This is a genomic window from Maribacter sp. 1_MG-2023, from assembly GCF_030547005.1.
Taxonomy (GTDB): domain Bacteria; phylum Bacteroidota; class Bacteroidia; order Flavobacteriales; family Flavobacteriaceae; genus Maribacter.
The window spans coordinates 144,237-170,137 of record NZ_JAUOPN010000002.1 but is presented as its reverse complement, the minus strand read 5'-3'; the positions used below and the strand labels follow the sequence as shown (position 1 = coordinate 170,137).

Here is a 25,901-nt window from a genome sequence, read left to right as displayed (position 1 = left end):
AGGAAACTAAAACGGGTTATTTTCCTCCTTAGCTCAGTTGGTTAGAGCATCTGACTGTTAATCAGAGGGTCCTTGGTTCGAGCCCAAGAGGGGGAGCAAAAATCGAAATCCAATCTATTTATTTAGGTTGGATTTTTTGTTTTTAGTCAATACTGATGCGGCTTCGCGTTGTTTAGGCAGAAATACTACTTTTCAATACAAGGATCTCTTTCAAAGTAATTATTAGAAATTCGGTGCACTATTCGGCATACCACTTAAATTTGCGAGTGCCCTAATATTTAAATCAGAATTTAAAACAATAGTTTCTCTTGATTATTAAAAAAAAGGTAATCATCTAGGTCTAAAATTTTTAAATAGAAGAAATTGCATACAATAAAGAAGGCTACTTAATTTTAAGTAGCCTTCTTTATTGTATCATAAATAGTGTTTTACTTTAATTACATGGTAAACCAATCTTTTACTTCTTCAATAATCTTCTGGTCACCGCTATTTTTAAAATCAAATTCATTGCTTTTTGGGTTGTAGACGTAATCTTCACCCCATTCTTTAAAGTTTTGGGCAACTTGATTTATTGCGTCACAGATATATACTAGGTCTTTATTAGAAGTGATCGGGTGTAGCGATAAGCGAACCCAACCTGGTTTATTTGTTAAATTACTATTCTCAATATCTTTGGTCATAGTAGTAGACGAGTTCGTATCCATGCTAAATAAATAATGGCAATAGGTACTTGCGCATGACCAGCCTCCTCTAACTTGAACGCCAAATCTGTCATTTAGTAAACGAACTACTAAGTTGTAATGCGCCCCTTTTATTCCGAAGGAAATAACACCTATACGTTTTGCGTCATTTTCTCCTAAGATAAACAAGCCGTCAATTTTATTAAAAGCCGTAAAGCATTGCGCTAATAATTCTTCTTCGCGTTTTTCAATGTTGGTAGTTCCCATTTTTTCTTTAAGACGTATAACAAGCGCTGTACGCATTACTTGAAGAAAACCTGGAGTTCCACCATCTTCTTTAGTTTCTATGTCTGTATGGTAGCTGTATGCGCCCCATGGATCGGTCCATTTTACATTTCCGCCACCGGGTACATCAGGGCAATCGGTATTATAAAGGTTTTTATTAAAAACTAAAACGCCACAAGTACCCGGACCTCCTAAAAATTTATGTGGTGAAAATAGAACGGCATCTAAGTTTGCTTCTGGGTCTTTAGGGTGCATATCTATTTCTACGTATGGCGCAGAAGCAGCAAAGTCCATGATACAAATTCCTTTATTTTGGTGCATTACTTTTGCAAGTTCATGGTATCTAGAAATTATTCCGGTAACATTAGAACAGGCTGTAAATGCTCCTATTTTTTGAGGTCTATCTGCGAATTTTTCAACCTCAGTTCTTAATTTTTCAGGACAAATAAGGTTATTTTCATCGCAAGGTACAATCACTACATCTGCAATAGTTTCCATCCAAGGGACTTGGTTAGAATGGTGTTCCATGTGAGAAATAAAAACAACAGGGCGTTCATGCTCTGGTAACTTTATGTTGTTTTTGATAGCGTCTGGCCACCTTAGTCCCATAATACGCTGAAGTCTAGAAAGTACTCCCGTCATACCTGTACCAGCGGTCACCAATACATCGTTTTCATTTGCATTTACATGCTTTTTAATTATTTCTCTTGCATGTCTGTAAGCATAGGTAGAGGCTTTTCCTGTTTCGCTTGAGAATGAATGCGTATTGGCAATCATCGGACCAATTTTGTTTCTCATAGTGTCTTCAATGGGACCATATAATCTACCACTAGCGATCCAGTCCGCATAAAGCAGATTTTGAGTACCATAAACCGTCTCAAATACTGCATTTTCACCTACTACATGAGATTTAAATTTGGCGAAATGGAGTTCAAGAGAAGATTGCTTTGCACCTTTTTCTGAGTTGGCTGAAGTCATAATAAAAGTATTTAAATGAAAACTGAGGCGAAAGATACTAAGGGTAGTACAATTACATTAGTTAAGTCAGCATTTTTTTGTCTTTCTTAAGAGTATAAATATGCTGGTTTCGAATTGTATAATAATATAAATCAATAATGAGATAGACATTTTTAAAAGGTAAAAATCATCGCCAAACTTTTTCAATATCTTTGGTACACACTATAAGTTGTTTTATAATATAAAATATGCCAAACTATTTAATTACCGTAAACGAAGAAGAGCTACACTACAATAGTAGCGATATCGATACTTTAGATAGCATTAAAGTGAATGCAAAAAACCTTCATGTTTTAGATAATAATACTGCTTTTGAGGTGGAGATTGTTCATTCAGATTTTTTGAACAAGACGATGACATTGTCCATCAACGGAAATATTTACGAAGTTAAACTAGAAGATGAATACGATCAACAGGTCAAAAAAATGGGATTGTTAGCAGTAACGACTCAGAAATTGAATGAGGTAAAAGCTCCAATGCCCGGGTTAATTGTTGATGTAATGGTTAAGGTAGGTCAAGAGATTGTAGAAGGTACTCCCTTATTGGTTTTGTCGGCAATGAAAATGGAAAATATTATTCTTGCCCAAGGTGAGGGAGTTATTAAATCTATTGAGATTAAGAAAGACGACACTGTAGAAAAAGGACAAGTGATTATTGAAATGGAATAGAAAATAACAGGGTAATTGTGATTGGAGAAAGAGTAAATTAGCTAGGATGAGACCTTTGATACACGCTTAAGAGAAAAATCTTATAATATTGAGGTCCGCCCAATGGTACGGGCGAGCATGCCTTAGAAAATTAAACCCTCAATGAGGGATTAAATCTCGATTATCGAGTAAATTAAGTTTTAAATGAAAAAAATTTTAATAGCCAACCGCGGTGAAATAGCTTTACGAATAATGAAAACTGCCCAGAAAATGGGTATAAAAACTGTTGCTGTTTATTCAGAAGTTGACCGTCATTCGCCACACGTTAAGTTTGCCGATGAAGCAGTTTTATTAGGACCTGCACCATCATCGGAATCTTATCTGGTAATGGAAAAAGTTATAAATGCAGCAAAGGTTACCGGTGCAGAGGGTATTCACCCAGGTTACGGATTTTTAAGTGAAAATGCAGTGTTCGCCCAAATGGTGGAGGATAATGGCATCATTTTTATTGGTCCTAAGCCAGACGCTATTAAAGTAATGGGAAATAAACTAGCTGCCAAAGAAGCGGTTCGTGATTATGATATTCCTATGGTGCCAGGTATTGAAGAGGCTATAACCGATGTCGCATTAGCTGAAAGGGTAGCTAAGCAAATAGGATTCCCGATTTTAATAAAAGCTTCTGCAGGTGGTGGTGGTAAGGGAATGCGTGTTGTTGAAAACTTGAAAGATTTACCAGAACAAATGCAACGAGCTATCAGCGAAGCGCAATCTGCATTTGGTGATGGTTCTGTTTTTATAGAAAAGTATGTGGGCTCGCCTAGGCATATAGAAATTCAAATACTAGCCGATACGCATGGTAATATGGTTCATTTATTTGAACGTGAATGTAGTGTTCAAAGAAGACATCAAAAAGTAGTTGAAGAAGCTCCGTCAGCAGTTCTTACTCCGGAAATTAGAAAAGCGATGGGTGAAGCTGCAATCAAAGTAGCAAAAGCTTGTGATTATGTTGGTGCGGGTACGGTGGAGTTCTTGCTTGACGAAAAAAAGAACTTTTATTTCTTAGAAATGAATACGAGATTGCAAGTAGAGCATCCGGTTTCTGAGTTGATATCTGGTATCGATTTAGTAGAGCAACAAATAAAAGTAGCCAGGGGCGAAAAGTTGGCTTTTACCCAAGATGATTTGAAAATAACAGGTCATGCGCTTGAGGTTCGTGTGTATGCAGAAGACCCGTTAGCTAATTTCATGCCGAGTATCGGTACGTTATCTACCTATAAAACTCCGGTAGGGGAAGGTATTCGAGTTGATGATGGTTTTGAAGAAGGTATGGAGGTTCCTATTTATTATGACCCCATGATTTCTAAGTTGATTACCTATGGAAAGGATAGGGAAGAGGCTATTCAATTAATGATAAAGGCAATTAATGACTATAAAGTTGAAGGTGTTGCAACAACCTTGTCTTTTGGTAAATTCGTATGTGAGCATGAAGCTTTTACATCTGGGAATTTCGATACACATTTTGTCAAAAACTACTATTCTCCAGAGCTTTTAGAAAAGCAATATGCTGAAGAAAGAAGAATAGCAGCTTTGGCAGCTTTGAAGCTGTATTTAAAAAATGATAAAATAGTAAAAATTCCGGCTCAGGTTTCTTCGAATTGGAAGAAAAGTAGAGCTTAGAATTGCAAATTGATTTGAAAAATTAGAATGAAAGATAATAAACAGATACTAGCAGAGAAACTTGCATTGGCTAATTTGGGTGGCGGTCAAGAACGTATTGATAAGCAGCACGCTAAAGGAAAGTTAACTGCTCGTGAACGTGTTCATTTTTTGTTAGATGAGGGCTCATTTGAAGAAATGGGAGCTTTGGTTACACATCGTACCAAAGATTTTGGCATGGAAAAACAAGTTTTCTATGGTGACGGAGTGGTAACAGGTTACGGTACTATCAATGGAAGACAAGTTTGCGTTTTTGCACAAGATTTCACAGTTTTTGGTGGTGCGTTATCTGAAACCCATGCCGAAAAAATCTGTAAGATTATGGATATGGCTATGAAAATAGGTGTGCCCATGATTGGTTTAAATGATAGTGGAGGGGCCAGAATTCAAGAAGGGGTTCGTTCATTAGGTGGCTATGCCGATATTTTTCATAAGAACGTAATGGCATCTGGAGTGATTCCGCAGATTTCTGCCATAATGGGTCCATGTGCCGGTGGTGCAGTTTACTCACCTGCCATGACTGATTTTACCTTAATGGTAGAGAATTCTAGTTATATGTTTGTTACAGGGCCTAATGTCGTAAAAACGGTAACAAATGAAGAGGTAACTTCAGAAGAGTTGGGTGGTGCGTTAACCCATGCTACTAAATCTGGAGTAACACACTTAACCGCTGCAAATGATATTCAATGTATTAATCAAATAAAGCAAATGATTAGCTATATGCCTCAAAACTGTGAGGATAAGCCGGCAGACTTGCGATTTGAGTTAGGTAATGAGGTTCGTGATGTATTAGAAGATATTGTTCCTGAAAATGCAAATAAGCCTTACGATATGCGTCATGTAATCAACGGAATTATTGATCAAGATACCTTTTTCGAAATTCATGAGGCCTATGCCGATAATATTGTTGTTGGGTTTGCAAGATTAGGTGGTAAAAGTATTGGTATTGTTGCCAATCAGCCAATTAGTTTGGCTGGAGTATTAGATGTTGATAGTTCAAAAAAGGCAGCGCGTTTTACTCGTTTTTGCGATTGTTTCAATATTCCGCTTTTAGTTTTGGTAGATGTACCAGGATTTTTACCGGGTACTGATCAAGAATGGAACGGTATCATAACCAACGGGGCTAAATTACTGTATGCCCTAAGTGAAGCAACGGTACCTAAAGTAACCGTTATTACGCGAAAAGCATACGGTGGTGCGTATGATGTTATGAACTCTAAACATATAGGAGCCGATTTAAATTATGCTTGGCCAGGTGCAGAAATTGCAGTAATGGGAGCAAAAGGAGCTAGTGAAATTATTTTTAAGAAAGAAATAAGTGCTTCTGATGATCCTGTGGCGAAATTGGCTGAAAAAGAGGCTGAGTATGCAGAATTATTTGCAAATCCATATAGTGCGGCACAAAGAGGGTTTATAGATGAAGTAATTCTACCAAAAGATACCAGAAGAAAATTGATAAAAGCATATACAATGCTCGAGAATAAAGTAGCTACTTTACCAAAGAAAAAGCATGGTAATATTCCGTTATAATGTTCTACTTTTTTAAAAAAAGGTCCTTTAACTTTATACCATTAGAGAAGAATCCCTAACAATAAGGCTGGTTTTGATCTCAACGGTTTTTGTCATTACATCATTGGTAGGGTTTTCAAGTTCTTGAATTAAAAAACGAACTGCCGTTCTACCTATTTTGTCACCTGGTTGATCGACTGTTGTTAATGCGGGACTCACGATGGTGGAGTTAATAGAATTACTAAAACCTACTACAGCTATCTCTTCAGGTATTTTTACCTTGAATTTGTGTAGTGCCTTTATTGCGCCGATGGCTGCATTATCTGTAATAGCGAAAATAGCATCTGGGCGTTTCTTCATGCTTAAAAGAATGTTGGTCAATCGTCTTCCGTTTCCTAATGAAATATCTTCTGTACTTAAAATAAGCTTATCACGCACTGGTATACCATATTGGTTTAAAGCTCTTAAATAACCGGCATACCTTTTTTCAGAATTATAAGAATTCTCTGTTTCCTTTATAATAGCAATACGCTGTTTGCCCAATTCAATTAAATGCTCAACGGCATTAAATGCAGCTTCCTCTTCATTGATAACAATTTGTGTACAGGGTATTTTACTAGAGACCTTATCGAACAGCACGATAGGAATGCGATTTAATATTTTTAATATTTCTTCAACGTTGGTTGTCTTTCTTGCCAAAGACATTAACACACCGTCTACCCCAAATTGCGTCATGGTATTTAACATTTCTACTTGCTTAACCTCGTTATTGTTTGATTCTGATATAATCACACGATATCCGCGTAGTTCAGCTTCCTCTAGAATTCCCTTTAAAATAGTTGAGGTAAACAAATGAGATATGTTGGGTACAATTACACCAAGTATATGAGTTTCACGCGAGCGAAATCCTCTCGCAAATAAATTGGGGACATAATTCATTTGCTTTGCCAGCTTTCTAACCCTCTCTTTAGTGCTTTGGCTAATATCTGGGTGATCATTAAGTGCCCTGGAAACTGTGGAAATTGATAGACTCAATTCTTTTGATAACTCTTTTAATGTGGTATTTCTCTTTTTACTCATAATTGAAAATCAGTGAATTATGATCATTTTGTTCTATTTACAATACTACAAAATAAATTGCAAACGTTTGTGCAAACGTTTGCATAGAAATTTCGTTAATTTTTGGTTAACAGAATGCGATATTCATATAATTTGGTCTCATAATCAACGATTTGATAATTTGAATCGACTCAACTTAAAAAAAACTCAAACATTATGAAGAAAATTATTTTTGCGGTAATCGGACTTCTATTCAGTGCAGGCTCCTTTGCACAGACCGATATTTCAGGAACCGTAACAGACAGTTCAGGAGAGCCAATTCCCGGTGCTAACATTTTAATTACAGGTAGTACATCGGGTACAACATCAGATTTTGATGGTAATTTTACTTTTTCAACAGACCTAACTGGTACTCAGATTTTACGTGTATCATATATAGGGTTTACATCAGTTGATAAATCATTAGACTTAAACGGTACGGCACAAACTGTCAATGTAGTGCTGCAAGAAGGTGGTCAGCAACTTGATGAAGTTGTACTAACGGCTTCAAGTACATTTCGTTCTCAAAAGCAGGCTCCTTTATCTATTAGCTCTGTAAAGATGAAAGAAATAACTAAGCTATCCGCTAACAGTCAGGCAGATATTCTTAGAAGTGTACCAGGTATTACCGCTGAAGGTGGTGGTGGTGAAACGGCTAGTAACATATTCGTTAGAGGTTTGCCTTCTGGTGGTCAGTATGTTTTTAATCCTTTACAGTATGACGGTATGCCTTTGATTAGTTCTTTCGGACTAAACTCTTCTGCGCATGATGTCTATGCAAGACCAGATATAGGTTTTAAAGGTGTTGAATTTGTTCGTGGTGGTGCAGCTGTATTATACGGTGCAGGTTCTGTTGCCGGTATTATCAACTACACAAGTAAAACAGGTGATACAAACCCTGGTAACATTATTAATATTGAAGTTGCCAACCAAGGTAGAATTAAAACCGATTTTTATTCTGGTGGTCAACTAGGTGGTGAAGATTCTAATACCTACTATGCCTTTACAGGTTTTGTACGTCATGATAGAGGTCCTATTGATGTAGGTTTACCAACAAAAGGTGTTCAATTTAGAGGTAACATCAAAAAGAAATTCGATAACGGTTCTTTTACTTTAAGCGGACAGTTTATTGACGATAAGGCACAATTTTACCTTCCTATTCCATTAAGTGGTGGTAGCAGAGAGCGTATAAACGGTAATGATGGTAACCCAGTTGAACAGTTATTATCTGGTGACTTAGCTAATACTTCATTTAACACTCCTGGTGGAACATATAATAGTCCAATTGCTGATGGTGTTGCAACTACAGGTGGTTACATTATGGGAGATTTCAATTACAGATTTGAAGATGATCTTAAATTGACTTCTAAGATTAAATATGCCAACTACAAACACAATTTCGCACTTTATGTTGGTGGTAACGGTACTAACGGAAATCCTATCACTTTAGATAATTATGTAGAAGGTATTGCTCCTGGTAACTTAGGGTATACTGCTGCTTACCAAAGTGGGTCAGGTTCTCAAATTAATGGTAATGATTTAGTAATCGACAATTTACATGTAGATCGTTTACGCCCAATGACAGATTACTCTGGTGAAATTAATTTGACAAAATCTATTGAAACAGCAAATGGTGGTAACCATAACATTACTGTTGGTTCTTATATAGCTCGTACAGAGGCTGAAGACGTTAACTATCAATATAGAGTATTGACAGAATTCAACAATAACCCTCAATTGGTAAACTTAAACTATACCGATGCTGGTGGCGATAATGTAGTGTATTCGCAAGGCGGACTTTATAACCGTATTGGTCAGACAGCTAATAACTTTCTTTCTCAAAATAGAGTGGCATTATATGTTACAGATGAGATGATTTTAGACAGATGGCGCTTTGATGTTGGTTTCAGATGGGAACATACAGATGGTATCAACAGTCGTGGTGGCATTATGAGCGAAACCGTTTATTCTACTCCAGATATTACTACAGAACTTAGCGATGTACAAACTGCAGATGGTTCTTTCTTAAGAACAGAAGTAAATGCAAGTGCTTGGGCATTGTCTTTAGCTGGTTTGTATGAGTTAACTGAAACAACCAACCTATATGCTAACTTCTCTAAAGGATATTTCTTTCCGCAATTAAGAGGTTTTGCTCCGGTACCTGGTATTTCTGAAAGTCCTTATGATGCTGAAAATATTATTCAATTTGAAGCTGGTGCCAAATTCGGAAATGAGAAATTCTCAGGATCTGTTGCAGGGTATTATGTAGGTCTTAAAGATCGTGTATCTATTCGCCAAGCAATTGTAGGTGGTCAATTAATAGATGAAACAAGAGCAGAACAAAATACAAGAACAATAGGTATTGAAGCTACCGGAGATTATTCTATTGCACAATACTTAAATCTTCGTGGTAATGTAACATATCAAGACCATGAGATTACAAAGAATACCGATTTCGATTTAGTAAATGGTACTTCTACAGAAGCTAATGTAGGTAACGAATTGGCAAGACAGCCAAACTTATTGGGTGGCTTAGGGTTGTACTATGATAACGCTGCTTTTGATGCAAACTTCGGATTCAACTATACTGGTGCAAAGTTTACAGATGACACCAATAATATAGAATTAGATGCCATAACAATCGGTAGACTAGGTGCAGGTTATACATTTTCAAAAGAAGATAACAACCAGTCGGTTCGTTTAGGGGTGTCAGTTTTTAACCTATTCGATAGTGATGGTATTACAGAAGGTAACCCTAGAGCAGGTTCAGCTGGTCAAACAGAATCTCAGTTTTTTGTTGGCAGACCAATTTTACCTAGAAGATTGTTCGTTACGGCGACCTTTAATTTCTAAAAAGTATTTGTTGTTAGTTTAAGTTTATTTGATAAGCACATTGGTGGTTGGAGAATTGCCAATGTGTTTTTTTACTCGATAATCGAGATTTAAATGTTCAGACGCTTGCGTCGAAATATTAATTATGTTTTCAATTCAATGCCTTGCGGGCTTGTCCCAAGGTTATTTACTAGATAATATGAAGGAAGAATTATATAAAAAAGCAATTGCAGTATTAGATGCAAATTTTCAAGAAGGTGGTTTTACTATACCTAGTGCAGGTTTATATCCTTTTCAATGGAAGTGGGATTCTGGATTTATTGCTATAGGTTTTGCTCATTACGATGTTGAAAAAGCAAAAACTGAAATGAGAACTTTACTTGATGCACAGTGGGGTAATGGTTTTATACCGCATATCGTTTTTCATACAGAGAACGATTCTTATTTTCCTGGGGCAGATTTTCATCAATCTGAATTACACCCATTATCTTCAAAAAAGTATAGATCTACGGGCATGACGCAGCCACCGGTAACGGGTTTTGTACTGCAAGAAATGTATCGTATTGCAGACGATAAAGAAGATATGCTAAACTTTATCAAAGAAGAAATTGATAAGGTCTATGAAAATCACGCTTACTTCTATTCAAATAGAGATCCACAAGATGAAGGTTTGGTGTATATCTATCACAACTGGGAATCTGGTACAGATAATTCTCCTGTTTGGGATGATATCTGGAAAACGATGAATCCGCCAGAATATACTTTTGTTCGAAAAGATACTACACATGTAGATGCATCTCAGCGCCCGACTAAAAGAGAATACGATCACTATTTACATATCATAGATATTGCCAAGGCAAACAATTATGATGATGCTAAAATAGCGGAGCTTTCACCCTTTTTGGTTCAAGATCCTTTGTTCAATGCCATGTTAATTAAATCTAATCAGGCATTAGTTGATATGTATATTATGATTGGTGGAAATGAAGATAAAATTAAGACCATTTTAAAATGGCAATCGAAAAGCATTGAAAGCTTTAATAATAAATTATTTGATGCTGAATTAGGTGCTTATGTGCATTACGATTTAAGAAATGAAAAACCTATTAGGCATATAACATCTTCATCTTTTTCTCCATTGTTTGCAAACATCCCTTCTCCAGAAAGAGCGAAGGTTTTAGTAAAAACTATGATGGATAAGTTTGGAGGAGACGATAAATACCTTTGTGCTTCTTTTGATCCTACAAATGATCGATTTAATCCTAAAAAATACTGGAGAGGTCCTGTTTGGATCAATATGAACTGGATGCTTTTTCTAGGACTTAAAAATTATGGATTTGCAGATGTTGCAGCACGCATGAAGCACGATAGTATTGAGCTTATAGAGAAATATGGCTTCTACGAATATTTTGATTGTAGAAAAGATACTGGTGAAGAAAACACGCCTGGTTATGGCGGCAATAATTTTTCATGGAGTGCAGCTTTGTTTATTGATATGGTGAATACACCATAGTGATTTTTATAAAAAATTTAAAGGTTTAAAAATGAATTACATTGACTATTTTTTAATCGGATTTTATATAATGGGTATTTTAGGAGTAGGGCTTTTGATTAAAAAAAATAAAAACTAGGATATGAATTATGTAGATTACATTATTATTGTCGTTTACCTAGTGGGTTTTTTAGGATTGGGCTTTATGTTCAAGGATAATAACACGGGTGGTGATTACTTTTTAGGTGGTCGTAAAACATCATGGTTGCCTTTAAGTTTATCAGCAATGGCAACCCAATTATCTGCTATAAGCTTTATTTCCGCACCTGCATTTGTAGGTCTAAAAGAAGGTGGTGGTATGCAATGGCTTACCTATGAGTTAGGTGTGCCCTTGGCTATGGCATTTTTATTAATTGCAGTGTTACCAACGTTATATAAATCAGGTATAGTTAGTGTTTATGAATATTTAGAAACACGATTCGACGCTTCTTCTCGATTATTGATAAGCTTTGTTTTTCAAATTAGTAGATCGGTAGCTACAGGTGTTATGGTGTATACCATGGCGTTAATTTTACAAGCTACTATCGGATTAGAGTTTTGGATTTCTATTTTAATTATTGGTCTCATAACCATGGTTTATTCTTTTCAAGGCGGAATGAAAGCGGTGATTTGGGGAGATGTTATTCAAATGAGTATCCTGTTTATAGGTATTATCATTTGTCTTTATTTCGGATTTAGTGAGCTTGGCGGAGTAGATAATTTTCTTACCCATGTTGATACCGATAGAATTACTGCTGTAGATTTTAGTAAATGGGGATTTAATAATGCTGATGGAAATGATGAATTCGGGTTTTGGCCCATGGTAATCGGCGGATTTTTTCTTTATGCCTCTTATTACGGTACAGATCAGACTCAGTCGCAGCGATTGTTATCATCTAGTAGCATGTCTAACCTGAAAAAATTGATGATGGCAAACGGACTCCTTCGTTTTCCCTTTACATTGACCTATTGTATTATGGGGCTTGTACTGGGTACATTATTAATGCAAGATGTAACTTTTCAAGAACAGATGGAAACGGTGTATCAAGCCAATATTGGCTCTCTAGCCGGTAAAAAGGCAGATTTAATGGTGCCTGTATTTATTATTAAATATTTACCTAATGGTGTTATCGGTATATTGATCGTGGCTATTATGTCGGCAGCAATGTCTACGTTGAGTTCAACGGTTAATTCATTATCGGCTGTAACAATGGAAGATTTTGTAAAAAGATTTAATCCTAATATGCCCGATAAAAAATACATGACCTATTCAAAATTGTTGTCCATATTTTGGGGTCTGGTATGCCTGTTCTTTGCATTTTTTGCTGGTAATATAGAAGGTACGGTTATAGAAGTAATTAATAAGATAAGTTCTGTGTTTTACGGCCCTATTTTAGCAGCTTTTATTTTGGCAATTCTTACTAAGAAAACACATGCACTTGGTGCTAATATCGGTATCGTAGTAGGGGTGTTGTTCAATATTTATTTATGGTTATACGTGCCACAAATATTTTGGTTCTGGTGGAATGCCTTAGGTTGTTTGGTGACAATATTAGTTGCTCTTGCAGTTAGTTATACCGTAAAAAGAAAAGTGAACGAAGGGCTAGAGGTAACTTATTATTCGGGTAAAAAAGAGGTGGCAATATTATTAGGATATTTTGTAATAATTGTACTGTTCAGTATTTCATTACCTAATATTTTGAACTAGAATTATGGCAATGAAATTTGTAATAGCTCCAGACAAGTTTAAAGGCTCCTTAACCGGATTCGAATTTTGTGATGCGGTAGAAGAAGGTATTAAAATGGTTTTCAAAGATGCCGAAATTATAAAAAGACCTTTGGCTGATGGTGGTGATGGTACTATGGAAGTCGCTAAGCATTATATAAAAGGAGAAACGGTTACTGTAACTGTAAACGACCCGCTTTTTAGACCTATTAATGCTTCTTATTTATATTCTGATGAAACCAAAATAGCCTACATAGAGATGGCAGAAGCATCAGGATTAAAACTGCTGAATGTTGATGAGTTTAATTGTATGGAAACCACCACATCTGGTACTGGGGAATTAATTTATGATGCATTAGAGAAAGGTGCTATAGAAATTATTTTGGGTATCGGTGGTAGTGCTACAAACGATGGTGGTATGGGCATGACAAATGCTTTAGGCTATCGTTTTTTAGATGATAATGATCAAGAATTAAGTCCTATCGGTAAAAACCTTTCAAAGGTGAAAACAATAGATGATTCTAATAGGCATAATAGACTTGATGAGGTAAAAGTAAAAATTGCTTGCGATGTAACCAATCCTTTTTATGGGTTACAGGGTGCGGCCTATATATATGGAGCACAGAAGGGAGCTTCTGAAAATGAGATTATATATCTAAATCAAGGTTTGTGCAACCTAGCCGAGATTATTAAAAATCGCTATAAAATCGATTTACAAAAAGTAAGCGGTGCAGGGGCAGCTGGCGGAGTTGGTGGTGGAGCCCTTGTTTTTCTAAATGGCGAATTAACATCAGGGAATAACTTAGTAAAAGAACTAGCAGATTTTGATAACGCCATTAAAGATGCGGACTGGATTATAACCGGCGAAGGTCAGCTAGATGAACAAACTCTTTCCGGTAAGACAATAGACGGTGTAGTTACTTCGGCATCTTCTAAAAACATACCTGTTGCAGCCTTGTGCGGCTCGGTAAGTATAAGCGTAGCACAACAGAAAAAATTCGGATTAGCCTATGTTTCTTCAATAGTAAGAGGCATTTCTACTTTAAGCGAGGCGATGGCAAATAGCAGGGAAAATCTTGTAAATGCTTCTTATAATTTTGCTAATTTATTGAAGTGAAGATTAACATAACTTAAACTCATCTTAGTAATTTATGTAAACACTGTTCATCGTAATTTTCCTTGTAACATATCATGGCTTCCCGTAGTTGTTGAAACCGTTTAAGATAACCTCATAAGCTCCTTCTAAATCGGAGCTGAAAAATTCAAAATCTAAAGAGCCATCTTGCGTAAATAAAAATACATTACTTTTTTTGCCTTATTTTAAAACCTATCCATTAAAAATTTATAGCTTTTTAAGGTTCGTTATATTCATATTTCATTATATATCAGTATTTTATTATTATTTTTAGCTTAAATTCCTGTTAAAATAATGAAATTGAATAAGTACCAATCCAATACGGCGCTCCAAGAAAACCATCATCAAATATTTATTGAACAAACTCCAACAGCGATAGCTATGTTGGATAAGGATATGGTTTACTTAGCCGTATCTCAACGTTGGTTAAAAGATTATAAATTAGATGAGCAAGATGTAATCGGTCGTTGTCACTATGATGTTTTTCCTGAGATTGGTGGTGATTGGAAAAAGGACCATCAAGAATGTTTGAAAGGTGCTATAAACATTTGTGAAGAAGCACCTTTTTATAGAGCAGATGGTACAACTCAATGGATTTACTGGGATGTTCGCCCCTGGTATAATGCTGAAGGAGAAATTGGCGGACTCATGATGCATACTGGTGATATTACAGAGCAGAAAGAGAAAGAGTTAAAGGAAAGAAAGTTTAATACTATATTAAGTGACACCAGTGAAATTGCACGAATTGGTACTTGGGAAATAGATTTTGTACAAGAAAAAGTAACCTGGAGTAATATGGTGTATGAAATTCATGAGGTTCCTCTAGATTATGAGCCGACAATCGCTTCTGGATTCGATTTCTTTGAAGATGAAGAAAGTCGAAATAGAATCGGAGAGGCACTTAAAGAAGCTCAAGAAATAGGTACTCCCGTTAATTTAAATCTTAATCTTAAAACAGCTAAGGGCAACAATAGATGGATAAAAGTTATTGGAAAAGTCGAAAGAACTAATGGTGTATCCACAAAGATTTTTGGAATAACGCAAGATATAACTTCATCGATGATTTCTGAGCAGAAATTAACTGTTGCACATGCAGAATTAGAAGCTATTTTCAACTCAGATGCAATAGCAGTAATTACAACTGATGTAAATGGTATAATTAATCGTTTTAACAAAGGTGCCGAAAAGTTATTAGGGTATACAGCTGATGAAATAATAGGGTTAAAGAAACCTGAATTATATTTAATGAAAGAAGAACTAGATGAATTTAAAAATAATATTACTAAGTTATTTAGAGGGGATACTTTTGTAGAAGATGAAAATTATAATTATCGTAATGAAAATATTAACGACACCAGACAATGGACGTTTCGTCGAAAGGATGGTTCTACGTTTTCGACCCTCACTTCAATTACGGCAATTAATAGTAGTCTAGGTGTAAATGACGGATTTATCTCTGTAGTGACTGATATATCAAAAATAAAAGATGTCAAGAATGAATTAAGAAAGAAGAACGATCTGTTGAATCTTGCAGAGCGTATTAGTTTAATTGGGCATTGGAAATGGGATCCCAATAACGATATTGGTTCATGGTCAGATAATCTGTACTCTATTTTTGATTATCATATAGAGCCTATTAAAATAACGTTTAAATTATATTTTGATATGATCCTCGATGAGGATAGAGGAATGGTCTTAAAACATTTTGAAAATGCCAATGAAACAAAAGTCTTCCAAAAATTAAGGCATAGGGTAAGAACTTTCTCTGGAAATATAAAGACAATCGAAATTTTGGCCAAAGTGTTCTGCAACGAGAAGGGCGAATTATTAGAAATGATAGGTACTTGTCAAGATGTAACGGAATCGAAAAAAGCCGAACAGAAAATTATAGAAGCCAAAGAAGAATTAGAAATAGTTGCGCAAAAACTTTCTTACCAAAATAAACAATTGGCAGATTTCACCCATATAACTTCTCATAATCTAAGGGCTCCCGTAGCCAATTTAAACTCATTAATGGAGATTTATAAATTAACCGAAGATGAAAGAGAACGTTTAGATATTTTTCAAAAGTTCGATACGGTAATTAATCGACTGACATTAACATTGAATTCGTTGATAGAGGCATTAAAAACTAAAATCAGTGATGCTCAAGAAGAATTGGAAAGCGTAGATTTAAATGATATTTTTGAAGATACGACCCAAACATTAAGCGGTTCAATTCTAACTTCAGGTGCTGTTATAAAAGGAGATTTTAGAGAACTTTCAACTATTACCTATAATAGAATATATATGGATAGCATTTTCCTGAATATAATAGGGAATGCCATAAAATATAAGGCAAAAGACAGGGCGCCTGAAATAATAGTAAAATCTAAGGTTAAGAATGGTAGAAATATCATTACATTTAAAGACAATGGCTTGGGTATTGACCTTGAAAGACACGGTCACAAATTATTTGGACTAAACAAGGTTTTTCACAGACACCCAGATGCAAAAGGTGTTGGTTTATTTTTGACAAAAACTCAAGTTGAAGCTATGGGTGGTACAATTACCGCAACAAGTGAAGTCAATGTTGGTACAACTTTTACAATAATATTTTAATTAAGCTTACTATGAATAATGTTTTAAAAACATGTATTGTTGATGATGATTCCATTTACCGTTTTACAATGGTAAAAACACTAGAATCGACGAAACTGCCTATGGAAATTATGGTGTTTTCAGATGGTGAAGAGGCTATTGATTTTATGCTTGATAATCTTGATCAAGATTCTGTTTTTCCAGATGTTATTTTCTTGGATATAGACATGCCAGTAATGGACGGATTTCAGTTCATGGAAGAATACGTAAAAATCAGACCTAGGGTAGGTAAAAAGATTACTATATACATGGTGTCATCTTCTTTGGATCCTGTAGATATTGAAAGAGCAAAGAAAATAAGTGCTATTTCAGATTATATTGTAAAACCAATTGGTTTAAATAGATTAAAAACTATTATTGAAGGCCTATTAGAAGAACGAAAAGATTAGATTATAAAGAGGTGTGTTATTGTTTTTAGGTCATTATACTATTGAATGGAGTTAAGCTAAACGGCTTAACTCTAATATTTTTGGGTGAACCTAAAAATTAAAAAAATGTCTTTACTCACAATAATTTTAAATATTTTATTACCACCATTAGCTGTTTTTCTTAAACACGGTATTGGTACAACTTTGTTAATTAGTATATTACTAACTATGTTAGCTTGGTTGCCAGGTGTAATTCATGCTTTTGTTGTAAATCAAGAATAACAATTATCACATATAGTCTTAATCATTATTATATGGGCAAAGACAAGTAAACCGCACTAACCATTAACACAAGATGATGGTTAGTGCGGTTTCTTTTTATAGCTAATCTTCTATATTTGAAAATCAGTTTCTTATTAACATTAATTATGATAATCTACCTACTTGGCCATTTTTTTATATAATAACTTTGGTGCGTTAGGTATTACTATCTCGTTCGACTATTATTTTTTCAAATCAATAAGTGTTCAATAGATATTTATCATCCATTTTTAATTTTATCCTTTGTAATATGAATAAGTTTTTAAGTATTGTTTTCGGAATTATTTTTTTATCGGTTGTTGGTTGTAAAGATGTTGATAAACGTGGCAATAGCGAAGGGCAGAGTGAAAAATCTACGCAAGAGTTAGATAAGGAAAGCGCAGAGGCAATAGTACAAAATGCTATCAAAGCACACGGCGGAAGCTTATATGATAGTGCTAATTATGAATTTGTTTTTAGAGATAAAGTATACATGTTTAATAATGCTGACGGATCTAATTATCGTGTTAATTTTAAGGATAGTCTAGGCAATAAAATTGAAGATAATTTTAAAAACGGTTCATTTAGTAGAACAATTAATGACAAAATAGTCGACCTCTCTGAAAAGGATATTTCAATACATAGTAATGCTTTAAATTCGGTTATCTATTTTGCTACATTACCACATAAACTAAACGATAAGGCAGTACATAAAGAAAATGTTGGTGAAACTGTTATTAAGGGTGAAGATTATGATGTTATAAGGGTCACTTTTGGTAAAGAAGGTGGTGGTAAAGACCACGATGATATTTTTATGTATTGGGTAAATAGAAAATCGAACTACATTAATTATCTAGCGTACAGCTATAGCACTAATGATGGTGGTGTACGTTTTAGAAGTGCTTATAACCCGAGGACTGTAGACGGTATTCGTTTTCAAGATTACATTAATTGGACAGCTCCCGTAGGTACTCCGTTAAAAGAACTTCCAGCCCTTTTCGAAAAAGAAGAGTTGAAAGAGTTGTCTAGAATAGAAACAGAAGATGTTCGTACCCTTAATTCCAGTGCAGTATTAGAATAGGAACTTTTTAGAACACAATTTACTTATCGTATCTTTGAAAGACTGTGTTTGATACATTTTCAATGCACATTAAACGAACTTGTTTTTTAATTAAACTCCGTCTTGTATGAAGGGTAAGACCTTATTTGAAAATTTCGATCCCGTTTCTGAAAAAGAATGGAAACTGAAAATTCAATATGATTTAAAGGGGAAAGATTATAACGAAGAAGTGGTATGGAATTCTCCTGAAGGTATTAAGGTAAAACCTTTTTACCATGCCGAAGATTTAGAGCACATAACAGTTACTTCTTCTCTTATTACTTCTTGGAATATTGGTCAGGTTATCTACGCTGGTAATGCTATAATGGCTAATGAAAAGGCGCTAAAATATATAGACAAAGGAGCTGAAGCTATTCGGTTTGTTATTCCGACTGATGAAGTAGATGGTTCGGTTATTTTGAACAATATTGATTTAAATGCGGTCAATGTATATTTTGATATGCAATTTTTGTCTCAAGATTATATAACTAAAATTCTTAGTAGGGTTACTGAATCTAATAAAATACATTTTCAAATTGATCCAATCGGTCACTTGGCAAAATCAGGGAACTGGTATGAATCTATGCCTTCAGATATTAATCTTGTTAATGATTTAGCAGCACTTAATATTGACAACTTATTGAGTGTAGATGTTTCTCTCTATCAAAATGCTGGTGCAGATATGGTGCAACAATTGGCAAATGCCTTATCTCATGCCAATGAATATTTAAATATTTTACAAGAGAGCGGAAAACTTGCTAATCTTAAAAGTATTGATTTTAAGGTAGCGGTAGGTGGTAATTATTTCTTTGAAATTGCTAAGATAAAAGCGTTGCGTAATCTTTGGAGCGTTCTTGCCCAAGCATATGATATTTCTATTTCATGTCACATTACCACGCAACCTTCTAGACGAAATAAAACCATTTACGATTATAATGTAAACTTGCTTAGAACTACTACTGAATGTATGTCTGCCGTACTAGGTGGGTCAAATTCGGTTTTTAATTTAAATTATAATTCAGAATATAAAAAGGATAATGATTTTGCAGAACGTATAGCTTTTAATCAGCTTATTCTATTAAAAGAAGAAAGCTATTTTGATAAAGTAGAAAACCCGGCAGAAGGTAGTTACTATATTGAAACAATAAGCACACAATTAGCTGAGAAAGCGTTGATTTTGTTCAAGGCAATTGAAAAGGATGGCGGATTCTTAAAACAACTAAAAAATCATACGATTCAGAATAGAATTGCTGATAGTGCTCAAAAACAACAAGAGAAATTCAATACAAAGAAAACAGTTTTGGTAGGTTCTAATGCATTTCAGAATGAGAATGATAAAATGGCGCAAGAAATAGAACTATACCCTTTCGTAAAAAAGAATCCTCGAAAAACATTGATTACTCCGATTATCGAAAAACGATTGGCAGAAGAACTAGAGCAAAACCGTTTATCTCATGAGTAGAAAAGATTTGCAACATATTCAATTGAATGATTCGGTATTATCTGGTAATGTTCATAAGAATAGTATTTCAGAAACAGAAGAATCAACATTTACTACGGCCGAAACAATTTCATTAAAAAACAAATATGCTAAAGAGGATATAGCTGATATCGAGCATTTAAATTTTGCTGCAGGTATACCGCCATTTTTACGTGGACCATATTCAACCATGTATGTATTACGCCCGTGGACTATTAGACAATATGCAGGATTTTCAACAGCTAAAGAAAGTAATGAGTTTTATAGAAAGAATTTAAATGCAGGTCAGAAGGGATTATCGGTCGCCTTTGATTTACCTACCCACAGAGGTTACGATAGTGATCATGAAAGAGTAGTGGGCGATGTTGGTAAAGCAGGGGTTGCCATAGATAGTGTTGAAGATATGAAAGTACTCTTCGATGGTATTCCTCTAAACGAAATGTCTGTTTCTATGACCATGAACGGTGCGGTATTGCCAATTATGGCATTTTATATTGTGGCAGCCGAAGAGCAAGGTGTTTCGTTAGATAAGCTAGCGGGTACCATACAGAATGACATTCTTAAGGAATTTATGGTGCGTAACACTTATATCTACCCGCCAAAACCGTCTATGCAATTAGTGGCAGATATATTTGAGTATACCAGTAAACACATGCCTAAATTTAATAGTATTAGTATTTCTGGGTACCATATGCACGAAGCTGGAGCCCCGGCTCATTTAGAGTTGGCGTATACACTTTCTGACGGATTAGAATATATTAGAACAGGAATAAAAGCGGGATTACAGATTGATGATTTTGCACCGAGACTTTCCTTTTTCTGGGGAATAGGCATGAATCACTTTATGGAGATTGCTAAAATGCGGGCAGCAAGAATGCTTTGGGCAAAAGTGGTGAAAGAATTCAATCCGAAGAACGAAAAATCGTTGATGCTAAGAACGCATTGCCAAACTAGTGGTTGGAGCCTTACAGAGCAAGATCCATTTAACAATGTAGCAAGAACGACTATAGAAGCCTCTGCAGCCGTTTTTGGCGGTACGCAAAGCCTACATACAAATGCTTTAGATGAGGCAATAGCGTTGCCTACAGATTTCTCTGCGCGTATTGCTAGAGAAACTCAGATATATCTTCAACAAGAAACGAATATAACCAAGACCGTAGACCCATGGGCAGGTAGTTATTATGTAGAGAAACTTACGGATGAGTTGGTGCATAAGGCTTGGGAACTAATGGAAGAGGTTGAGAGTCTTGGTGGTATGACCAAGGCGATTGAAACCGGTATTCCTAAAACTAGAATTGAAGAAGCTGCCGCTAGAAAACAGGCACGTATAGATAGTCAGCAAGATGTAATTGTAGGCGTCAATAAATATCAATTGACCGAAGAAGATGAGCTTCAAATTTTGGAAGTTGATAATAAAGAAGTTCGTAGACAGCAATTACAGCGATTAGATGAAATAAAGAAAAGTAGAAATACAGCTGTAGTTCATGAAAAGTTGAAGGCACTTACTATAGAGGCTAAAACTAAACTTGAAGATGGCGATTCGCAAGAAAATTTATTAGCTTTAGCAGTAGGTGCCGCAAGAGAAAGAGCCACTTTAGGTGAAATAAGTAGTGCTTTGGAAGAGGCATTTGGTAGACATAAGGCAATTATAAATTCATTTACAGGTGTGTATTCAAGAGAAATAAAAGATGATTCAAGTTTTAAGAGAGCACAGGAGCTAGCTGATCAGTTTGCAGAAAAAGATGGTCGTAGACCACGTATTATGGTCGCCAAAATGGGGCAGGATGGTCATGATCGCGGTGCAAAAGTTGTGGCTACAGGCTATGCCGATCTAGGATTTGATGTAGATATTGGTCCGCTTTTTCAAACTCCGAAAGAAACAGCTAAACAGGCAGTAGAAAATGATGTGCATATTTTAGGAATATCATCGCTTGCTGGCGGACATAAAACATTAGTACCAGAAGTAGTTAAAGAACTTAAAAGCTACGGTCGCGAAGATATTATGGTCATTGTTGGGGGAGTAATACCGAAACAAGATTATGATTTTCTAAAGGAAGCTGGTGCTACAGCAGTATTTGGTCCAGGTACTAAAATTAGTGATGCAGCCATACAATTGTTAGAATTACTTTTAGAGTAAACACTGATATTAAATCAAATAAAAAATGCCGAGCAATTCAATTGCTCGGCATTTTTTTTATGTCAATTATAGTGGTTACGCTGCGGCAACTTCTATATTACTTTCTTTATTCTTTAGCCAGAAATATAAAATGGTAAATAGAACTATTAAGATAGCAGGAAACAAAACCATAGTACCTAAGGTTTCTTGACCAGAAACTAATTCTAATTCATCACCTGTAAATCCTTGTGCTTCAGCCGTTGCTCTGTCAGCATCGATCCAACCACCAATAATCGGTTGAAAGATAGAAGATGAGAACATACCTATTGCGCCAATGATAGACATACCTAAGGCACCCGTTTTCGGTGTTTTTGTTGCAGCTAAACCAATCATGTTAGGCCAGAAGTAAGCGACACCCAATGCAAATATTACAGCAGCAACATAAGCCATAGCTCCTGTTTGTGTGCTAAATAAATAGATTCCTAAAGTTGCTAAAACAGCAGAACCTAAAAGAACTCCGGTTTGGTTGAATTTTGCTACCATGCTGCCTCCAAAGAAACGTGCTACAGCCATTAACCCTGCAGTCAATGCTAAAATTAAAGTTGGTTCAGCACCACTTTTAGAAAGAATAAGACCTACCCATTGGTTTGGTCCAAATTCAGAAATTGCAGTAAGTGCCATACATATTCCTATAAATAAGAATAGGGGAGTAAACATACCTTTTAAGTTTCCGCTAATTGTTGCAGCTTCTTCAATTTTAGCTTTTGGCCAAGTTTGACCATAAAATAAAAACGCATAAATAACAGCCGGTATTAATAGCAACCATACTTGGCTCTGACCAATGATACCCATATCTGTCATAAAACCAGATAACAAGCTACCTACGGCAATACCGCCAGGAAACCACATGTGAAACCTGTTAAGCATCGTACTCATTCTATTGCCTTTATAAGCATCTGCAATCATTGGGTTACAAGCAGCTTCGGTACAGCCGTTACCAAGTCCTATTAATAAGTTAGCTACTAAAAGTCCCATATAACTTCCAGAAAAAATCAATAGTAAAATACCAACGGCATGCGCAAAAAATGCAAATTGCATAATTACTTTACCACCTACTTTATGATAAATCAAGCCACCGATTACCATGGCAATTGGGAAACCTAAAAACCACATAGAGGTTATAAGTCCCGCTTGACTAGCGCTTAATTCTAATTCTGTTTTTAATTGGTCTAATATACCTGCCGCTATGGCAAAAGAGAATGCCGTGGTAATTAATGCGAAACAGCTGGCATAAAAGAGCCTATTCGCATTTACTTTAGAAGTTGAGTTAGAACTGTCCATATTTAAATTGATTTAGTTGTTGTTTTGCATAATTTGCTAAACTAATAAAAATGAAATAATAACAGTGCTTTTTTAGTAAAATGATACCTAAAGTGCGACAGAAAGCACAAAAAATAATGTTTATACAATTTTTGATGTTTTTTATGCAATGTGATATATTTCGGTTTTAGAGGTATTGTGTTGATAATGAACTATTAGGTACCTTGTAGTCTTAAATATCCACCTATAATTTAAAAACTATGAAATATTGCGTTTTAATGCTTTTAGCCACTGTTGTACTGAGTTGTGGCGATGTAAATAAGCCAGCTAAGACAGAAAATGAAACTACAAGTGCTCATGCGGACACTAATTATAACCCAGAAGCTGTTTTAGATAGTTTAGGGATTGTATTACGCGATCAAGGTACACCAGTTGCAAATTATGTACATGCGGCAAGAACAGGCAATCTTTTATTTTTAGCGGGTAAAGGTCCAAAACAGGCTAATGGTGAAAATATTAGTGGGAAGCTAGGCGATAGCTTAACTATTGATCAAGGTTATCAAGCTGCTCGAGAGGTAGGTATTAATCAGTTGTCGGTTTTGAAAGCAGAACTTGGCAATCTTAACAAAGTAAAAAGGATTGTAAGCGTACATGGCATGGTCAATGCCTCACCAGATTTTAAGGATCACTCTAAAGTTATTAACGGATATTCAGATTTAATGGTTGCAGTTTTTGGAGAAAAAGGAAAACATGCACGTGCTGCAGTAGGCATGGGGTCTTTACCTGGAAATATGGCTGTTGAGGTAGAGATGGTTGTTGAGGTGTATGAGTAATTGAATTATAATTGATTCTAGTAGTAAATGTTTTTTAATAGCAAATCAATTTAGTAACAGATTGTTTACGTATAACTCACTTTGAAAAGAAGCAAGAGCTATAATTTTGTAACGCCCTTAAAAAAGGATACGTTCATATTTTGAGTTAGTTTGGTAAAGCCGATTTATGCAATCGGCTTTTTTTTGCCCTATAGTGATGATCAATGCTTTTATATACAGTTGATCTTGCTGACCTAATTTTTGTTTTCGCTAAAAAGGAATACCACTAAAAAGGCAACTATTAAACAAATTGCGAAAAATCCGAAAAGATTAATATAATTAGACATAAGTAGGAATTTTCAGCTAAACTATAAAAAGTATGGCAGGGCAACCTTCATCTAAAGTTATTTTCGATAAACGGTGTCCATTCTATAGTTTGATAATTATAAACCAGTAATCATTGGCTGAATTATTGGGTTATTAATCATTAAATAGTCCTGTTTTCTTTATGATCCAGTTATTATTCTTTTGCTCCATATTTCATACATAGGCTCCCCTTTGCTGTTTTTACCTGTATGGTGCCAGTCATCACCTTCAAGTTTATAATTAAATTCTAATTGTGCGCCAACTCTAGTATTGTCTTTAGAGAAGAATTCTATTTGTTCTTTATATATCCCATTTTTAGCTGAGTAGGTGCCGCCGCCAGTTCCTGAAAATCGAAAAGATTCGGTGTCATAGGCTATCCATTGAAATGTATTATCCATTAATAGTTTTAATGTTTTTCTTGTGTTTTCTTTTCCTCTTCGTTCCTGACCGGTATCTGGTCCTCTAGTTGCAAAAAGCCAAGCACCTTCTAAATCTTGTGTTGTAGCATCAAGGGGTGTTAATGTCAGTTTTTGATTCCAATTCATTTTTAGATTTTCACCGTCCATTTCTACTGGGATAGATAATTTTCTTAAAGTATCATTCTTAAAATTAGAATTGAATTCCAACAATGCAACCAATAAGTTATTCGATGCCTTTTTTTCAATTTGAAAAAATCCGCCAATGGTTTTTATGAATTTTGCTGGTTCAATTTCATATTCATTGTAAACAAAATGGTCGTCGTTTACCTTTACCTGATGCACCGTTTTTGAACCATTATTTTGAATGGTATCTACATAGACTCCACACGGAATTTGACCGTATGAAACTAAACTAACGCCGAAAAATAAAAATAGAGACGATTGTAGAAGTTTTAAGTAAGATTTTTTCATTTTTATTAGTTGCTAATGAATTTTATAATCAATTGGAAATAAGTTATTTATATTTTATTTTATACCATTTTTGAATTGATTTTCTTAAAAAATGTTAATTATCGTAAAAAAAATAAAAATGCTTGTTTTTTCATTTTTTTTGATTTCATTTGTCCTGTCTTAAGATACAACTTTGTGTGTTAGATATTTCAAGCTTTTAGCTGAACATTATGTATCGTTATTCTATGTTCGGGTTTGAGGGAAATTGGAAGTATTTTTCTCAAATGGCTTATAAGATAGGTTGCCGATTAGTTAAGCAAGCTTCCAACTCATATTCTACAATCATGCAAAGTCA

The 25,901-nt window shown here is 35.1% G+C and carries 18 protein-coding genes and 1 tRNA gene; 15 read left to right on the top strand and 4 right to left on the bottom strand.

From position 1 onward, the window contains the following. The first annotated feature begins 22 nt into the window (after positions 1 to 22). Positions 23 to 96: transfer RNA gene (locus Q4500_RS03620), tRNA-Asn, on the top strand. 341 nt (positions 97 to 437) lie between these two features. Here the strand turns inward: Q4500_RS03620 and Q4500_RS03615 are convergent. Then, the gene (locus Q4500_RS03615; RefSeq protein WP_303598380.1) at positions 438 to 1,943 is read right to left on the bottom strand and encodes an aminotransferase class V-fold PLP-dependent enzyme; all 1,506 of its coding nucleotides are present in this window, start codon (positions 1,941 to 1,943) and stop codon (positions 438 to 440) included. 227 nt (positions 1,944 to 2,170) lie between these two features. Between Q4500_RS03615 and Q4500_RS03610 the strand changes: the two genes are divergently transcribed. The 3 genes from Q4500_RS03610 (at position 2,171) to Q4500_RS03600 (ending at position 5,875) form a co-directional block, all read left to right on the top strand. Next, complete coding sequence (locus Q4500_RS03610) at positions 2,171 to 2,650, top strand: biotin/lipoyl-containing protein (RefSeq protein WP_303598379.1); 480 nt, start codon at positions 2,171 to 2,173, stop codon at positions 2,648 to 2,650. Between the two features lie 183 nt (positions 2,651 to 2,833). After that, the gene (accC, locus tag Q4500_RS03605) at positions 2,834 to 4,306 is read left to right on the top strand and encodes an acetyl-CoA carboxylase biotin carboxylase subunit (RefSeq protein WP_303598378.1); all 1,473 of its coding nucleotides are present in this window, start codon (positions 2,834 to 2,836) and stop codon (positions 4,304 to 4,306) included. Between the two features lie 27 nt (positions 4,307 to 4,333). Further along, positions 4,334 to 5,875, top strand: a complete 1,542-nt coding sequence (locus tag Q4500_RS03600; protein WP_303598377.1) for an acyl-CoA carboxylase subunit beta — start codon at positions 4,334 to 4,336, stop codon at positions 5,873 to 5,875. A 33-nt stretch (positions 5,876 to 5,908) separates the two neighbouring features. On the opposite strand, the gene Q4500_RS03595 is transcribed toward Q4500_RS03600, so the two are convergent. Continuing rightward, a complete protein-coding gene (locus tag Q4500_RS03595) occupies positions 5,909 to 6,934 on the bottom strand; it encodes a LacI family DNA-binding transcriptional regulator (protein ID WP_303598376.1) in 1,026 nt (341 codons plus the stop codon). A gap of 195 nt (positions 6,935 to 7,129) precedes the next feature. Here Q4500_RS03595 and Q4500_RS03590 point away from each other — a divergent pair, with 195 nt between their 5' ends. The 10 genes from Q4500_RS03590 (at position 7,130) to scpA (ending at position 22,200) form a co-directional block, all read left to right on the top strand. Continuing rightward, a complete protein-coding gene (locus Q4500_RS03590) occupies positions 7,130 to 9,805 on the top strand; it encodes a TonB-dependent siderophore receptor (RefSeq protein WP_303598375.1) in 2,676 nt (891 codons plus the stop codon). A gap of 178 nt (positions 9,806 to 9,983) precedes the next feature. Beyond that, positions 9,984 to 11,297, top strand: coding sequence for an amylo-alpha-1,6-glucosidase (locus Q4500_RS03585; protein WP_303598374.1), 1,314 nt, complete (start codon positions 9,984 to 9,986; stop codon positions 11,295 to 11,297). Positions 11,298 to 11,418: 121 nt separating this feature from the next. Further along, positions 11,419 to 13,023: a sodium:solute symporter gene (locus Q4500_RS03580; RefSeq protein ID WP_303598373.1), complete on the top strand. Its 1,605-nt coding sequence runs from the start codon at positions 11,419 to 11,421 to the stop codon at positions 13,021 to 13,023. A gap of 10 nt (positions 13,024 to 13,033) precedes the next feature. Next, complete coding sequence (locus Q4500_RS03575) at positions 13,034 to 14,158, top strand: glycerate kinase (protein WP_303598372.1); 1,125 nt, start codon at positions 13,034 to 13,036, stop codon at positions 14,156 to 14,158. A gap of 312 nt (positions 14,159 to 14,470) precedes the next feature. After that, entirely contained in the window at positions 14,471 to 16,777 is a 2,307-nt protein-coding gene (locus Q4500_RS03570) for a PAS domain S-box protein (protein ID WP_303598371.1), read from the top strand. Between the two features lie 11 nt (positions 16,778 to 16,788). After that, positions 16,789 to 17,205 carry a response regulator gene (locus tag Q4500_RS03565; RefSeq protein WP_303598370.1) on the top strand — a complete coding sequence of 139 codons (417 nt, stop codon included), beginning with the start codon at positions 16,789 to 16,791 and terminating at the stop codon, positions 17,203 to 17,205. 105 nt (positions 17,206 to 17,310) lie between these two features. Then, positions 17,311 to 17,466 (top strand): YqaE/Pmp3 family membrane protein, encoded by a 156-nt coding sequence (locus Q4500_RS03560; protein WP_133671524.1) that lies wholly within the window; start codon positions 17,311 to 17,313, stop codon positions 17,464 to 17,466. Between the two features lie 289 nt (positions 17,467 to 17,755). Then, complete coding sequence (locus Q4500_RS03555) at positions 17,756 to 18,565, top strand: DUF6503 family protein (RefSeq protein ID WP_303598369.1); 810 nt, start codon at positions 17,756 to 17,758, stop codon at positions 18,563 to 18,565. A 106-nt stretch (positions 18,566 to 18,671) separates the two neighbouring features. After that, positions 18,672 to 20,045 (top strand): methylmalonyl-CoA mutase subunit beta, encoded by a 1,374-nt coding sequence (locus Q4500_RS03550; protein WP_303598368.1) that lies wholly within the window; start codon positions 18,672 to 18,674, stop codon positions 20,043 to 20,045. After that, complete coding sequence (gene scpA / locus Q4500_RS03545) at positions 20,038 to 22,200, top strand: methylmalonyl-CoA mutase (protein WP_303598367.1); 2,163 nt, start codon at positions 20,038 to 20,040, stop codon at positions 22,198 to 22,200. Before Q4500_RS03550 ends, scpA begins: the two co-directional genes overlap by 8 nt. 75 nt (positions 22,201 to 22,275) lie before the next feature. On the opposite strand, the gene Q4500_RS03540 is transcribed toward scpA, so the two are convergent. Continuing rightward, on the bottom strand, positions 22,276 to 23,520 hold the full coding sequence (locus Q4500_RS03540; RefSeq protein ID WP_303598366.1) for a sugar MFS transporter: 1,245 nt from the start codon (positions 23,518 to 23,520) through the stop codon (positions 22,276 to 22,278). Between the two features lie 239 nt (positions 23,521 to 23,759). Between Q4500_RS03540 and Q4500_RS03535 the strand changes: the two genes are divergently transcribed. Next, positions 23,760 to 24,332, top strand: a complete 573-nt coding sequence (locus Q4500_RS03535) for a RidA family protein (RefSeq protein WP_303598365.1) — start codon at positions 23,760 to 23,762, stop codon at positions 24,330 to 24,332. A 485-nt stretch (positions 24,333 to 24,817) separates the two neighbouring features. On the opposite strand, the gene Q4500_RS03530 is transcribed toward Q4500_RS03535, so the two are convergent. Next, positions 24,818 to 25,567 (bottom strand): hypothetical protein, encoded by a 750-nt coding sequence (locus Q4500_RS03530; RefSeq protein WP_303598364.1) that lies wholly within the window; start codon positions 25,565 to 25,567, stop codon positions 24,818 to 24,820. Positions 25,568 to 25,901 lie beyond the last annotated feature (334 nt).